The organism is Actinoallomurus acanthiterrae (assembly GCF_054775715.1).
The window spans coordinates 9,006,615-9,021,397 of sequence record NZ_BAAHCO010000001.1 but is presented as its reverse complement, the minus strand read 5'-3'; the positions used below and the strand labels follow the sequence as shown (position 1 = coordinate 9,021,397).

Sequence of the window (14,783 nt, the reverse complement as noted above, 5' to 3'; positions counted from 1 at the left end):
GCGCCGGTCCGGGCCGTCGCCGGGGCGAGCCTCACCGTCGCCCCGGGCGAGGTCGTCGGCCTGGTCGGCGAGTCCGGCTGCGGGAAGTCGACGCTCGCCCGCGCGATCTGCGGGATCACCGCCCCCACCGCGGGTTCGGTCGCCTTCGAGGGCCGCCCGGTGCGCCCGCTCGGCCTGCGCCGCCGCGATCCGGAACTGACCCGGATCCAGATGGTGTTCCAGGACCCGTACGCCTCGCTCAACCCGCGCCGCCGGGTGGGGAGGCAGATCGCCGACGGGATCGGCGACAAGGCGACACCGGGCGAGCTCCTGGAGCGGGTCGGTCTCGACGCGGACATGGCCGGCCGCTACCCGCATGAGTTCTCCGGCGGGCAGCGGCAGCGCATCGCCATCGCCCGCGCCCTCGCCGCACGGCCGTCCCTGCTGATCGGAGACGAGCCCATCTCGGCGCTGGACGCCTCCGCGCAGGCACAGGTCGCGGGGCTGATGCGGTCCCTCGCCGTCGAATCCGGCGCCGGGCTGCTGTTCATCAGCCACGACCTGTCCGTGGTACGGCTCATCGCGGACCGGATCGCGGTGATGTACCTCGGCAAGATCGTGGAGACCGGTCGCACCGCCGAGGTCTGGGACGACCCGAAGCACCCCTACACCCGGGCGCTGCTCGCCGCGATCCCCGCGCCGGACGGCTCCGGCACGCTGCCCGCCGAACTCCCCGGCGACGTGCCGAACCCCGCGGCGCCGCCCTCGGGCTGCCGGTTCCACCCGCGCTGCCCGAGCGCGATGGACGTCTGCTCCGTCCGGGAACCGGTGCAACTGGGCGGGGTGGCCTGCTGGCTCTACGACACAGCGGGTGCGGACACAGCGGGTGCGGACACAGCGGGCCCGGACACAGCGGGCTCGGCCGCCGAGTGAGCGGAGAACGCCTGGACCGGCTCCGCGCCCTCCTCACCGCGCACGGCGTCGACGCGCTCGTCCTGCGGCCGTCGTCGAACCTGAGATACCTCACCGGGGCGACGCTCCACGGGTTCCTCGTCGTCACGCCGGACGGCCCGCCGGTCCACGCCGCCGACGCGTTCGGCGAGGCGGTCTCGCGCATCCCCGCCGGTGCGCGGGTGGCGGTCGATCCGCAGATGCCGGCTCACGAACTGCTCGCCCTGCAGGAGGCGCTCGGCCCGGAGACGCCGATCGCCTCCGCCGCGCCCCTGCTCGCGCCGCTGCGGATGCGCAAGTCCGCCGAGGAGATCGACCTGCTGGAACGCGCGGCGATCGCGGCCGACCGGGCGCTGGTCGCGGCGTGCGACCTCACCTGGTCCGGCGCGACCGAGCGCGAGATGGCGCGGCGGCTGCGGATCCTGCTGCTCGAGAGCGGGCACGAGGAGATCATGTCCGTGGCCGTCGCGGCGGGCGAGAACTCGGCCGATCCCCACCACCGCCCGTCCGACCGGGTGATCAACCCCGGTGACGCCGTCCGGGTGAACCTCGGCGGCCGGTACGGCGGTCACTGCTCCGACGCCACGCGGATGTTCGTGGTGGCCGAGCCGCCGGAGGACTTCGAGGCGATGTACTCCGTCGTGCTCGCCGCCCAGACCGCCGCCTGCGAGGCGGTGCGCCCCGGCGTCACGGCCGCCGAGATCGACGCGATCGCCCGCGAGGTCATCGCCGGCAGCGGGTACGGCGCGTTCATCCTCCACCGGACCGGCCACGGCATCGGCCTCGACGAGTACGAGCCGCCGTACCTCACGCCCGAGGACGGAACCGTCCTCGACGCGGGCATGACCATGTCGATCGGACCGGGCGTCTACCTGCCCGAACTGTACGGAGCGCGCATCGAGGACGTCGTCGTCTGCACCGACATCGGCGCCCGCCGGCTCAACCAGACGCCTCGCCTGCTCTCCGTGGTCGACCCTTAGCGCGTGCGCGATCGCGTTGGGCGGTCCGGACATGGAGTACTCAGCGGGCGGACAGGCCCTGCGCCCGCGCGCTCGCCAGCTCGTACAACAGGCTGTTGACCGGGGTCGGCGTGCCGGTCTGCCGGCCGAGGCGGACGACGGTGCCGGTCCACGCCTCCAGCTCCGATGGCCTGCCGGACCGGATGTCGCGTTGCAGCGACGTGGTCCCGTCCGCCGGAAGCCGGTCCAGGAACGCGATCTCCGCCGCCACGATGTCGTCGGAGAGCCTGATGCCCTTCGCCCGCGCCACCTGCTGGATCTCGGTCATGCTGTCCGCGATCAACTGCCGTACGCCCTCGTGTGCACGCAGTACGCCGTAGGGGGCGTCGGTCACCGCGCCGATGGCGCCGAGCGACGCCAGCGCGAGGAACTTCTCCCAGAGTGCGGCCCAGACGTCCGTGGCCACCACGGCGGTAAGACCCGTTTCTCTTATGGCGTCACGCAGTTTCGCCACCCGCGCCGTCGGCCGGCTGTCCCACTCGGCGAACGTGAGCTTTCCGCCACCGATCTGGCGTACCCGGCCGGGCCCGTCGAGGAACGCGATGACCTCCACGGCACCCGGCAGGACCGCGCCCTGGCCGATGACGTCGGCCACCTGCTGCGGAGCGTCGACGCCGTTCTGCGTTGTGACGACCGCGGTCTCGCTGCCGATCAGCGGCTTCAACGCGGCGATCGCGGGCCCGAGCTGCCACGTCTTGACCCCCAGCAGGACGAGGTCGACTTCGCCGATCTCCGCCGTGTCGTTGGTGGCCCGCGCCGGAGCGACCACGAAATCGCCGGCCACGCTCGTCACGATCAGGCCGTCCCGCCGCAGCGCCGCGAGGTGCTCGCCGCGCGCGACGAAGCTGACGTCGTGCCCCGCCGCGGCAAGACGGCCGCCGAAGTATCCGCCGACGCCGCCGGCGCCGATCACTGCGATTCTGAGTCCCATCCCGCAGACGTTACCGGTTGAACTGGTAACCACGATAGGCTGACCGCATGGTGGGCGCGGCTGAACTCGCATTCCGCTGGCTGGGTGGCAGGCCATCGGTGAACTTCACGGCGACCCTGGGCAAACGCGGCGGCCAGGCGTTCGAACGGCTCCGCGGCCCGGATGACCTGGCCCGGTGGTTCCAGGAGGCGGGAATGGCCGATGATCCGCCCAAGGTCTCCGCCAGGAACCTCCTGGAGGCACGGGAACTACGAGAGGCCCTCTACGGCCTGTTCACCACTCCGGACGCGGACCTGGACGTGGTGAACCACTGGGCCACTCGCCCGGTTCCCGGTGGCCACCTCGAACGGCAGGCGGGAGAACTCACGCTGCACCCGCCGCAGACCGACGTCCGAGGCCTGCTCGGCCTCCTCGCGCAAGATGGCGCAGCGCTGATCAGCAGCCCGCTGGCGAGCCGGATCCGCGAGTGCGGCCACGAAGACTGCTGGCTGCTCTTCGTCGACGAAAGCCGGGCCGGCCGTCGCCGTTGGTGCTCGATGGAAACCTGCGGCGCCCGCACGAAAATGGCTCGCTACCGCACACCGGGCTAAGGGTGTCCGGTGGATCTACGTCCGGCTGCGCGGCGAACCAGATCCACCGGACACGTCCTAGACGCCCAGGGCGCGGAGGCCGGCGGCGACGGCGGCCGCGACGACCAGGACGACGAGGAACGGGGCGCGCAGCAGCAGCGCGACGACGGCTGCGCCCATACCGGCCAAACGGGGACCGTTCAGCTCCAGGGTGCGGCCGTGCGCGAGCGTCTGCACGGCGACCAGCGCGGTCAGCAGCGCGACCGGCACCAGCGCGGTGAACCGCCGCACCCGCTCGTCGTCCAGTACCCGTTGCGGGGCGACCAGCCCGGTGAGCTTGAGCGCGTAGCAGCCCAGCCCGGTCGCCACGACGGCGATCCAGACGGCCATGATCTTCCTCCTTCTAGACTTCCGAGAGTTCCCTGCGCTCGCCGGCCTGCCGGGATGAGGGTGTGCGGCGCCGGATGAGCCCGGCCAGCGCGGCGACGGCGGCGACCATGACCGGCACGCCCGGGGGCAGCAGCGGCGTGGTCGCGACCGCGATCGCCATCGCGAGCAGCGCGACGACGCGTTCGGTGCCCCCGGAGGTCAGCCGCGGCCACAGCAGGGCGAGGAACGCCGTGGGCCCGACCACGTCGAGGCCGTACGTCTCCGGGTTGCCCAGCCGGGCCGCGCCGAGCGCACCGAGCAGGGTGGCGAGGTTCCAGGTGGTGTAGATGCTGACGGCGGTGGCCCAGAACCCCGCGCGGGCCGCCCGTGGGCCGGGCTGCGCGGTGGCCACGGCCGTCGTCTCGTCGATGACGACCTGGGCGGTCAGCAGCCGGCGCCATCCGCGTACGTCGAGCGTCCGTGCGAGCCGCAGGCCGTACAGGGCGTTCCGGCCGCCGAGCAGGACCGCGCCGACGGCCCCCGCGATCAGGTTGCCGCCGCCGGCGACCACTCCGATCAGCGCGAACTGTGACGCCCCCGAGAACGCCACGAGGCTCAGGGCGCAGGCCTGCGCCACTCCCAGCCCGGCCGCGACCGCCGCGGCGCCGAACGCCAGCCCCGACAGGCCGACGGCCAACCCGACCCCCAGCCCGTCGCGGACGGCTGAGCGTATGTCCGAATGCATACCCGCAGGCTAGGAGGCCCGGAGTGTGGTGGTCTTGCACGAAATTGCGGCCCGCCGCGAGGGCGGGATACCTGCGTGTGCCGTCCGGTCGGCCGTCGCTCCTGTGACTATCCCGGCAGGCCCGGCGGAACGGGCGTGGTCCAGGCGCGCACCTGCTCGGCCAGGGCGGTGACGTGCTCCGGGGGCGTGGTCTTGACGATGCCGTGTCCCAGGTTGAACACGAACGGCCCCCCGCTCAGGGCACGCAGGATGCGCTCTGTTTCGGCATGGAGCGCGGGGCCGCCCGCGACCAGGAGCTGAGGATCGAGGTTGCCCTGCACGCAGCGCCCCAGGCCGTGCTGCAGCCTCTTGGCGGCCCATTCGAGAGGAACTGTGGCGTCCAGGCCGATGCAGTCCGCGCCGGTCGCCCGGGCGAACCCGTCGTAGGAGAGCCCGGCGCCCCGCGGGAAGGCGATGACCGGAATGTCCGGGTGCTTGGCCTTCAGCGCTGCGACGATGGCGGCAGCCGGCTTGACGCACCAGCGCTCGAAGAAGGCGTCCGGGAGTATCCCGGCCCAGGTGTCGAACAACTGGACCGCTTCCGCGCCCGCCTCGATCTGGCGGTCAAGGAACTGGATGACGGCGGTCGTGAGCAGGTCGATCAGGGGCTGGAATCCATCGGGGTCGCTCAGCGCCCACTGCTTGACGACGGAGTGCTCCGACGGGCCGCCGCCGCGTCCTTCGACCATGTAGGTGGCGATGGTCCACGGTGCGCCGGCATAGCCGATCAGGGCCACTTCGGGGGGCAGAGCGCGGGTCAGCTGCCTGACCGTCTCGTAGACCGGGGCCAGTTCCTCGTGGAGGCGGGAAGCGCTCAGGAAGCCGGCCATGTCCGCCGCCGAGCGGACCGGGGGCGTCAGAATCGGCCCTTCGCCGGCCCGGTAGTCCAGGGTCTGGCCCAGTGCGGCGGCGACCTGCGGAAGGTCCGCGAAGACGATGGCGGCGTCGAGCGGGAAGCGGCGGATCGGCTGCAGGGTGACCTCGACGGCGTGCTCGGGCGAATTGCAGAGCCCCACCATGCCTCCGGCGGCCTCACGGACCCGGTGATACTCGGGCAGGTACCGTCCCGCCTGCCGCATCAGCCATATCGGCGGCCGCTCGGTCCGCTCACCCGCGAGCGCACGCAGGAGCAGCTTCTTAGGCTGAACGTCGCCGGACACCGGCTCCAGACCGACATCTCGCCGTGTACCTGTGTCCACGCTGTTCCGTCCTGTTGAGTTGCCCCTGGCCTCGGCGAGGCTCAGTCAGCAGGCTTGAAGCCCCGGCAATAAGCCGTTGCCATCGTAGCGACGCCGAGCCCGGGGAAACCTGACCCCGTTCATGCTCTGGGCGATCCGGCGGGCAGGCGACCGCGCCGTCGCACCTGACGCCAACCCACAGCGCGGCCGGCCCTGCCAGGGCCTGCTGCCACCGCTGCTGAGACGCCGCCCCGCCGAGGAAGACGTCATCGATGATGATCCTGGCGCCTGCTGTCCCGGGGTGGACCTCCAGCCGGATCGTCCTTTCGTCGAGCTGGTCGGTCAGGTGGGGCGGCCGAGGAGGTAGGCGCCGGGTGGGACGCCGACGATTCGCTTGAAATGCCGGGTCAGGTGCGCCTGGTCGGTGAAGCCGAGGTCGGCGGCGATCTCGGCGGGCCGCCGGCGGCGTCCAGGAGCGTACGGGCCCGCTGAACCCGGAGATTCGTCAGGTAGGCGTGCGGCGGCAGGCCGTATGCGGCGCGGAAGGCGCGCAGCAGGGCGAACCGCCCGGTGCCCACCATGGCGGCCAGGTCGTCGAGGGACGGTGGGTCGGGCAGCCGCTCGTGGAGGATCTCGCGGGCGGCGCGGACCGCGCGCGGAGGTGCGCCGTCGGGCATCGAGCGGGGCGGCCGGGCGGCGTGGCGCCGCAGGAGCCCGGCGAGGGCGTGGTGCAACGTGGACGAGGACGCGAGGGCGTCACCGGCGTCGGCGCTGCGGTGAACGGCGCGGAGCAGCCGGGCCGCCTCCGGGTCGTCCACCACTGTGTGGGGGAAGTAGGGCGTGCCGCCGGGGGCGCCCAGCTCGGCGGCGAGCTCCGCCACGACGTCCACGGCGGGGTAGAGCACGCGGTAGCGCCAGCCCTCGGGGATGCCCGCGTGCCCGCTGTGCACGACCTCCGGGTTGAGGAGCGCGACCTGGCCGGCGGCGGCCCGCAGGAGCGAGCCGGCGTGCTCGAACTCCTCCACCCCGGACTCGATGAGCGCCACGGTGTAGGTCGCGTGGGCGTGCCTGCTGTAGCGGTGGGTGACGTAGCGGGCGCTCAGCAGGTCGACACCCGGCTCTGCCGGGTGCCGCCGATAGCGCGCCACCTCCCGGCTCATGGCACCGATGTTATCGGCCGCTCCGGCGCGGACGGCAGCACGGCGGGCAGCCCGAAGAGCGTGAACAGGCGCAGGTCGAAGAACATCGTGACGTGCCCGACCCCCGCACGGCCGGTCGTCAGGACCTGCAGGGCGAACGCGTGGTGGGCCCCGTCGGCGGCGCGCATGTACACCGCGAACGCCGGCTGGCCGTTCGCCCGGGTCTCCACCAGCCGCATCGCGCCGGGGCCGTCGGCCGGGCACTGCGTGGCGATGAGGCGGCCGATGTCCTCCGGGCCCTGGTACCAGCCGGTGAAGGGCGGCATCTCCCAGACGGCGTCGGCGGTGAGCAGCCGCTCGATGGCGGCGACGTCGTACTCCTCGAAGGCCTGGACATAACGGGCGAGGAGCTCGCGCTGCTCCGGCGAGTCCGGCTCGGCCAGATCGTCCTGGGGGACGGCGACCTCGTCGAGCCGGGCGCGGGCGCGCTGCAGGACGCTGTTGACCGCGGTGGTCGTCGTGTCGAGGGCCTCCGCCACCTCCGCGGCCCGCCACTTCAGCACGTCGCGCAGGATGAGGACCGCGCGATGCCGGGGCGGCAGATGCTGCAGGGCGGCGATCAGCGCGAGCCGGATGCTCTCCCGGGAGGCGACGATCGCCGCCGGGTCGGCGTGCTCGGCACCGGCCATGGCGTCGGGAACGGGCTCCAGCCAGGGCACGTCGGACCGCTCGACCAGCGTGTCGTACGGGTCGGCGCTCGGGCTGCCGAGCCCGGTCGGGAGGGGCCGACGGCCCCGGCTCTCCAGGGCGGTGAGGCAGGTGCGGGTGGCGATCCGGTGCAGCCACGTGCGCAGCGACGACCGGCCCTCGAAGGAGTCGTACGAGCGCCAGGCCCGGATGTAGGTCTCCTGGACCTGGTCCTCGGCGTCGTGCACGGAGCCGAGCATGCGGTAGCAGTGCGCCAGCAGCTCACGGCGGTACGGAGCCGCCTCGCGCAGGAAATCCTCCTTGACGGCGTTGTCCGTGCTCATCGTCTCCCCATCGCTCCGGGCGACCGGCGGCCGTCCGCAGGCCGTTCTCCCTGTATACGGCACACCACTGACAGAACGGCCGTGACCTGGGGCATGACTGGAGGTGAACGTTCCGCCGGGCGGCCCTCGTCTCATTGACCGAGACGAGGGTCCCGCGCGGTGGCATGCAGGGAATCGTCGCGGTTACCCTGGGCACGTGGATCGTCGCTATTTCGCCTTTATGCAGCCGGCTTCGGGTGAGCCGGTCGACGTGACCTGAGCGACGACCCCCGAGCCGGCCGAGGCAGAGCCCCACGGGCTCTGCCTTTCGCGTTTTTCAGCGTGAGTAGGGCGGCTCGGCTCCGGGCCCGCCCGGAGGGAGAGACCGATGGACCTGCACGATCCGGACCAGCCCGTGATGATCGCCGGCCCTGCCGCCGCGCCGGACGTCGCCGTGGTCAGCCTGCGCCGCCTGCACGGTCGCGTGGACGCGGCCGGCGAGCTGACGCGGGTGCGCCGCTCGTACGGGGGGCCGCTGCTGGTGGAGCCGTTCTCCGCGCGCGACCTCCCGGCCGTCGTGACGCACGCCGACGGCGTCGTGGTCGGCGGAGCCTGGATGCAGGACTTCCAGCTCCTGCGAGCGGTGGCCCGTACCGGACTGCCCGTCGTCGTGCAGCGGGCCCCGGCCGCCACGCTGGAGGAGTGGCTGGCGGCGGCCGAGTACTGCGTCGCCGAGGGCAACCGCGACGTCGCCCTCTGCGAGACCGGCACCCGCACGCACCTGCCGCACGCCACCATCGACCTGGCGCTGGTCCGGGAGGCCGGGCGCCGCCATCCGGTGTTCGTGGACGTCTCCGCCGCCCCGGACCTCGCGGTCGCGGCGCTGTCGGCGGGCGCGCGCGGGCTGTTCCTCGGCGAGGACGCCGGCCCGGACCTGGTGGCCGAGGTGCGCGCCAAGGCGGCCCTGCTCGGGCCGCTCGTCCGCGACGAGGAGCCGGAGACGATCCCCGACGCGCGCGCGGCGATCGACCGGATCGACGCGGCCCTGGCCACGCTGCTGGAGCGCCGCGCCGAGTTCGCGGCGACCGTGCAGCGGCTCAAGCCGGTCGGCGGCTTCGCCGGCCGGGACCCGCGACGCGAACGCGAGATCGTCGAGGCCATGGCGCGGCGCGCCCCCCGGCTGGGCGCCGACCGGCTCGCCCGGATCATGACGGCCGTCATCGAGACCGGCCTGGAGGCGTCCGAGGAGCACGACCTCTCCCCGGCCTGAGCCCCCGTAAGCCCCCGCAGGGACCCCGCGCTGAGCCCCCGTAGGCTCTCGCCGAGACTCCGGCCTGAGCGCTCGCAGGTCCCGGCCGGGAGCCTGCGGCCGGGGACCCGCGGTCGGGGTCAGGCAGGCTGGCCGGGGACCCGCGGTCGGGGTCAGGTGTGCCGGCCGTCGTCTCCGGTCGGGGTCAGGCTCCCCGGTCGTCGTCTCCGGTCGGGGTCAGGCGGGCCCGGCGCGAGCGGATGGCCCGCCACCCGGCGAACAGTACGACCACGACGCCGGGGATGCACCAGAAGGCGATCTTGTTCGCCTGGTCGGAGAAGGCCATCAAGACGATGATGAGGCCGAGGAAGCCGAGCGTGATCCAGTTCGTCACGGGGGCGCCCGGCATCCGGAAGGACGGCCGCTCGACGTCGCCGCGCTCCGCCCTGGCGCGCAGCCGGAGCTGGCAGAACACGAGGGTCGCCCACACGGTGACGACGCCGAGCGAGGCGATCGAGGTGGCGATGTCGAAGGCCATCTTCGGCACCACGTAGTTGAGCACGACGCCCGCCAGCAGCACGACCGAGGTGAACAGGATCCCGCCGTACGGCACGTGCCGCGAGCTCATCCGCCCGACGAAGGCCGGCGCCTCGCCCTTGAGTGCGAGGGCGCGCATGACGCGGCCGGTGGAGTACAGGCCGGAGTTGCAGGAGGACAGGGCGGCGGTGAGCACGACCGCGTTCATGATGTCGCCGGCGCCGGGGACGCCGAGCCGGGAGAACACGGTGACGAACGGGCTCTCGTCGGCGCTGTACACCGTCCAGGGCAGGACCATGGCCAGCAGCAGCACCGAGCCGACGTAGAAGACGCCGATCCGCCAGATCACGCTGTTGATGGCGCTCGGCAGCACCTTGCGCGGGTTGGCGGTCTCACCGGCGGCGATGCCGACGAGTTCGATCGCCGAGTAGGCGAACACCACCGACTGCAGGCTCATCAGGACGATCGGCAGGCCCTTGGGGAGGAACCCGTGGTGGGCGGTGAGGTTGGCGACGCCGGCCTGGTCGTGGCCGACGTGGGCGCTGGCGAGCACCAGCCCGAGGCCGACGAACAGGAAGACGACGATGGCGAGCACCTTGATGACGGAGAACCAGAACTCCAGTTCGCCGAAGAGCCGTACCGACACGAGGTTCACCGCGAGGAGCACGACGAGCGCGGCCAGCGCCGTGACCCACTGGGGCACCTGCGGCAGCCACTTGTGGACGTAGATGCCGGCGGCGGTGGTCTCCGCGACGCCGGTCATGGCCCAGTTCAGCCAGTACATCCAGCCGCTGGCGAACCCCGCCCACGGGCCGATGAACTCCCGCGCGTACGACACGAAGCTGCCCGCGGTGGGCCGGTGCAGGACCAGTTCGCCGAGCGCGCGCATGACGAAGAACGCCGCCACGCCGCACAGGGCGTAGGACAGGACGAGCCCGGGTCCGGCGGTGGCCATCCTGCCGCCCGCCCCGAGGAACAGGCCGACGCCGATCGCCCCGCCGATGGCGATCATCTTGACCTGCCGGTTGCCCAGCGACTGGGCGTAGCCGGCGTCCTCGCCCTCGGACGTCGTGTCCTGATGATTCAGTGCTGTCGACACACACACTCCGAACTGCAGTGGTTTGTCGCTCCCCCAAAACCGCGATACGGCCACCGACCTTACAAGCTCGCGGAGCGTGTTCGAGCCGCGACGCGAAGTCGGTCGATTCCCCGCCGGAAATGAGGTAGACCCTGGTAGGTGAGGCAACCGTCGCCGACCGGCCCGCCGGCCGCGCGCGGGAGCGCGTCGCCTGGAACGGGAGGCGTCGCCGACCGAAAACAGGTATAAACCGGACATCCGGAGTGTCGAGCCCCGGTGGCCCCGGTGGCACCGTTAGGCTCAAGGGTCCCGGCTTCCGGCCGGCTCTCACCCCAGACGACGACTTCCGACGCGGCGCGTGCTTCGGGCACGTGGGGCGTCGCCATGCCTGAAGGAGGCGCATCGCGCATGAGTGACTCGTTCGTGCATCTGCATGTGCACACCGAGTACTCCATGCTCGACGGAGCGGCCCGTCTCAAGGAGATGTTCGCCGAGGTCGAGCGGCAGAAGATGCCGGCCATCGCGATGACCGACCACGGCAACACCCACGGTGCGTACGACTTCTACAAACAGGCCACGGCCGCCGACGTGACCCCGATCGTCGGGATCGAGGCCTACGTCGCGCCCGCCTCCCGGTTCCACAAGGAGCCGGTGCGCTGGGGCGAGCCCAGCCAGAAGGGCGACGACGTCTCCGGTGGCGGTCACTACACCCACAAGACGATCTGGGCGCGCAACGCCGAGGGCCTGCACAACCTGTTCAAGCTGACGAGCCGCGCCTACACCGAGGGGTTCATCCGCAAGTGGGCGCGGATGGACTTCGAGTTGCTGGCCGAGCACTCGGCCGGCCTCATGGCCACCACCGGCTGCCCCTCCGGCGAGGTCCAGACGCGGCTGCGCCTCGGCCACTTCGACAAGGCCCTGGAGGCCGCCGCCAAGTACCAGGAACTGTTCGGCAAGGACAACTACTTCCTGGAGGTCATGGACCACGGTCTCGACATCGAGCGCCAGGTCCGTGACGGGCTCATCGAGATCAGCAAGAAGCTCGGCATCCCGCCCGTCGTCACCAACGACTCCCACTACACGCGCGAGTCCGAGGCGTCCGCCCACGACGCGCTGCTGTGCATTCAGACCGGCAAGCAGCTGTCCGACCCGGGCCGCTTCAAGTTCAACGGCTCCGGCTACTACCTCAAGACCGCCGACGAGATGCGGGCGGTCGACACCTCCGACATCTGGGCCGAGGGCTGCCGCAACACCCTCGTCGTCGCCGAGCGCGTCGACGCGTCCGGCATGTTCGAGTTCCGCAACCTCATGCCGCGCTTCCCGGTGCCGGAGGGCGAGAGCGAGGAGTCGTGGTTCCGCAAAGAGGTCTGGCGGGGCATGGAGCGGCGCTTCCCCGAGGGGATCGACGAGGAGCACCGCAAGCAGGCCGAGTACGAGATGGACGTCATCTGCCAGATGGGGTTCCCGTCGTACTTCCTCGTCGTCGCCGACTTCATCATGTGGTCGAAGAACAACGGGATCGCGGTCGGTCCGGGCCGTGGCTCGGCGGCCGGGTCGCTCGTCGCGTACGCCATGGGCATCACCGACCTGGACCCGCTCCCGCACGGACTGATCTTCGAGCGGTTCCTCAACCCCGACCGTGTGTCCATGCCCGACATCGACGTCGACTTCGACGAGCGTGGGCGGGCCGACGCCATCCGCTACGTCACCGAGAAGTGGGGCGCCGACAAGGTCTCCATGATCGCCACCTTCGGCACCATTAAGGCGAAGGCCGCGATCAAGGACGCGGGCCGCGTCCTCGGCTTCCCGTACGCCCTCGGCGACCGCATCTCCAAGGCGTTCCCGCCCGCCGTCATGGGCAAGGACATCCCGCTGTCGGGGATCTTCGACGACAAGCACCCGCGGTACGGCGAGGCCGGCGAACTGCGCAAGCTGTACGAGGAAGAGACCGACGTCAAGCAGATCATGGATCTGGCGCAGGGCCTCGAGGGCCTGATCCGCCAGACCGGCGTGCACGCCGCCGGCGTGATCATGTCGGCGGAGCCGCTGACCGACCACATCCCGATCATGCGCCGTGACTCCGACGGTGTGATCATCACGCAGTTCGACTACCCGACCTGCGAGACGCTCGGCCTGCTGAAGATGGACTTCCTGGGCCTGCGGAACCTGACGATCATGCAGGACGCGCTGAAGGCCATCAAGGCCAACAAGGGCGTCGAGCTCGACCTGCTGAAGCTGCCGCTGGACAACAAGAAGGCGTACGAGCTGCTGGCCCGCGGCGACACGCTCGGCATCTTCCAGCTGGACGGCGGCGGCATGCGCTCGCTGCTGCGGCTGATGCGCCCCGACAACTTCGAGGACATCTCCGCCGCCCTCGCGCTGTACCGCCCCGGCCCGATGGGCGCGAACTCCCACACCAACTACGCGCTGCGCAAGAACGGCCAGCAGCCGATCAGCCCGATCCACGAGGCGCTCGAGGACGACCTCAAGGAGATCCTCGACACGACCTACGGCCTGATCGTCTATCAGGAGCAGGTCATGGCCATCGCGCAGAAGGTCGCGGGCTACAGCCTCGGACAGGCGGACCTGCTCCGCCGCGCGATGGGCAAGAAGAAGAAGTCGGAGCTGGACAAGCAGTACGCCACCTTCGAGTCCGGCATGCAGGAGCGCGGCTACCCCGCTGCGGCGATCAAGGCGCTGTGGGACATCCTGCTGCCCTTCTCCGACTACGCGTTCAACAAGGCGCACACCGCCGGGTACGGCCTGGTCTCGTACTGGACCGCCTACCTCAAGTCGAACTACCCCGCCGAGTACATGGCGGCGCTGCTCACCTCGGTCAAGGACGACAAGGACAAGAGCGCGCTCTACCTCAACGAGTGCCGCCGCATGGGCATCAAGGTGCTCACGCCCGACGTCAACGAATCCGACTCCGACTTCACGCCGAAGGGTGACACCGAGATCCTGTTCGGCCTGTCCGCGATCCGTAACGTCGGCGAGAACGTCGTCGACGCGATCGTCAAGGCCCGCACCGAGAAGGGCCGTTTCACCGACTTCCAGGACTTCCTGCGCAAGGTGCCGCCACAGGTCTGCAACAAGCGGGTCGTCGAGTCCCTGGTCAAGGCGGGCGCGTTCGACAGCCTCGGGCACGAGCGCAAGAGCCTCGTCATGGTCCACGAGCAGGCCATCGACGCGATCATCGACATCAAGCGCAACGAGGCGATCGGGCAGGACTCCCTGTTCGGCGGGGGCGAGGACGTCGTGGACACGACGTTCGACATCGCCATCCCGGAGGGGGAGTGGGACAAGACGACCCTGCTCGCCTTCGAACGCGAGATGCTCGGCCTGTACGTCTCCGACCACCCGCTGCTCGGCATCGAGCACATCCTGTCCGCGAACGTCGACTGCTCGATCGCCGCTCTCACCGCCGACGAGCGGGCGGACGGCCAGATCGTCACCGTCGGCGGCCTGGTGTCGGGCCTCCAGCGCAAGGTCACCAAGAAGGGCGACTCCTGGGCGCTGACCGTCCTGGAGGACCTCGAGGGCGCGATCGAGCTGATGATCTTCCCGTCGGCGTACCAGCTGTGCTCGACGCTGCTGGCCGAGGACGCGATCCTCGTCGTCAAGGCCCGCCTCGACAAGCGCGAGGACACCCCGAAGCTGATCGCCATGGAGGTCACCCAGCCGGACCTCACGGTGGCCGACTCCGGCCGGCCGCTCACCGTCTCGATGCCGGTGACCCGGGTGACCCCGCCGGTCGTGCAGAGCCTGAAGGAGGTGCTGGGCGCCCACCCCGGTCAGACCGAGGTCCACCTGCAGCTGCAGAACGGCCCCCGGACCACCGTCGTCCGTCTCGACGACAGGCTCCGGGTCACGGCCTCCCCGGCGCTCATGGGCGACCTCAAGCAGCTCCTCGGCCCCACCTGCCTGGTCTGACCGGCCCGCCCGCCCCGGCGGCGGGCCTCCGCGGCCCGCCGTGTCGGGCGGGGCCGC

The 14,783-nt window shown here is 71.4% G+C and carries 13 protein-coding genes; 5 read left to right on the top strand and 8 right to left on the bottom strand.

Features of this window, described 5'->3' with window-relative positions; all coding sequences use genetic code 11:
* The first annotated feature begins 60 nt into the window (after window positions 1-60).
* Both ACYVF7_RS42445 and ACYVF7_RS42440 read left to right on the top strand, forming a co-directional pair.
* Window positions 61-912: an oligopeptide/dipeptide ABC transporter ATP-binding protein gene (locus ACYVF7_RS42445; RefSeq protein WP_460358414.1), complete on the top strand. Its 852-nt coding sequence runs from the start codon at window positions 61-63 to the stop codon at window positions 910-912.
* A complete protein-coding gene (locus ACYVF7_RS42440; protein WP_460351649.1) occupies window positions 909-1,910 on the top strand; it encodes a M24 family metallopeptidase in 1,002 nt (333 codons plus the stop codon). Before ACYVF7_RS42445 ends, ACYVF7_RS42440 begins: the two co-directional genes overlap by 4 nt.
* 40 nt (window positions 1,911-1,950) lie before the next feature.
* Here the strand turns inward: ACYVF7_RS42440 and ACYVF7_RS42435 are convergent, their stop codons facing one another.
* A complete protein-coding gene (locus ACYVF7_RS42435; RefSeq protein WP_460351648.1) occupies window positions 1,951-2,880 on the bottom strand; it encodes a 2-dehydropantoate 2-reductase in 930 nt (309 codons plus the stop codon).
* 47 nt (window positions 2,881-2,927) lie between these two features.
* Between ACYVF7_RS42435 and ACYVF7_RS42430 the strand changes: the two genes are divergently transcribed.
* Window positions 2,928-3,470, top strand: coding sequence for a CGNR zinc finger domain-containing protein (locus tag ACYVF7_RS42430; protein ID WP_460351647.1), 543 nt, complete (start codon window positions 2,928-2,930; stop codon window positions 3,468-3,470).
* 57 nt (window positions 3,471-3,527) lie between these two features.
* Here ACYVF7_RS42430 and ACYVF7_RS42425 read toward each other — a convergent pair whose 3' ends face one another.
* The 6 genes from ACYVF7_RS42425 to ACYVF7_RS42400 form a co-directional block, all read right to left on the bottom strand.
* The gene (locus ACYVF7_RS42425) at window positions 3,528-3,839 is read right to left on the bottom strand and encodes an AzlD domain-containing protein (protein WP_460351646.1); all 312 of its coding nucleotides are present in this window, start codon (window positions 3,837-3,839) and stop codon (window positions 3,528-3,530) included.
* 13 nt (window positions 3,840-3,852) lie between these two features.
* Entirely contained in the window at window positions 3,853-4,563 is a 711-nt protein-coding gene (locus tag ACYVF7_RS42420; RefSeq protein ID WP_460351645.1) for an AzlC family ABC transporter permease, read from the bottom strand.
* 107 nt (window positions 4,564-4,670) lie between these two features.
* Window positions 4,671-5,801 (bottom strand): uroporphyrinogen decarboxylase, encoded by a 1,131-nt coding sequence (gene hemE, locus ACYVF7_RS42415; RefSeq protein ID WP_460351644.1) that lies wholly within the window; start codon window positions 5,799-5,801, stop codon window positions 4,671-4,673.
* On the bottom strand, window positions 5,740-6,093 hold the full coding sequence (locus tag ACYVF7_RS42410; RefSeq protein ID WP_460358412.1) for a phosphotransferase-like protein: 354 nt from the start codon (window positions 6,091-6,093) through the stop codon (window positions 5,740-5,742). The genes hemE and ACYVF7_RS42410 overlap by 62 nt, the downstream gene beginning before the upstream one ends.
* Window positions 6,094-6,187: 94 nt before the next feature.
* Entirely contained in the window at window positions 6,188-6,940 is a 753-nt protein-coding gene (locus ACYVF7_RS42405) for an AraC family ligand binding domain-containing protein (protein ID WP_460351643.1), read from the bottom strand.
* Complete coding sequence (locus ACYVF7_RS42400; protein WP_460351642.1) at window positions 6,937-8,013, bottom strand: sigma-70 family RNA polymerase sigma factor; 1,077 nt, start codon at window positions 8,011-8,013, stop codon at window positions 6,937-6,939. The genes ACYVF7_RS42405 and ACYVF7_RS42400 overlap by 4 nt, the downstream gene beginning before the upstream one ends.
* A 304-nt stretch (window positions 8,014-8,317) precedes the next feature.
* On the opposite strand from ACYVF7_RS42400, the gene ACYVF7_RS42395 reads away from it, so the two are divergent.
* Window positions 8,318-9,199 (top strand): chorismate mutase, encoded by an 882-nt coding sequence (locus ACYVF7_RS42395; protein ID WP_460351641.1) that lies wholly within the window; start codon window positions 8,318-8,320, stop codon window positions 9,197-9,199.
* Window positions 9,200-9,383: 184 nt separating this feature from the next.
* Here the strand turns inward: ACYVF7_RS42395 and ACYVF7_RS42390 are convergent, their stop codons facing one another.
* Window positions 9,384-10,814 (bottom strand): amino acid permease, encoded by a 1,431-nt coding sequence (locus ACYVF7_RS42390; RefSeq protein WP_460351640.1) that lies wholly within the window; start codon window positions 10,812-10,814, stop codon window positions 9,384-9,386.
* A gap of 387 nt (window positions 10,815-11,201) precedes the next feature.
* On the opposite strand from ACYVF7_RS42390, the gene dnaE reads away from it, so the two are divergent.
* Window positions 11,202-14,726 (top strand): DNA polymerase III subunit alpha, encoded by a 3,525-nt coding sequence (gene dnaE, locus ACYVF7_RS42385; protein ID WP_460351639.1) that lies wholly within the window; start codon window positions 11,202-11,204, stop codon window positions 14,724-14,726.
* The last annotated feature ends 57 nt before the right edge of the window (window positions 14,727-14,783 follow it).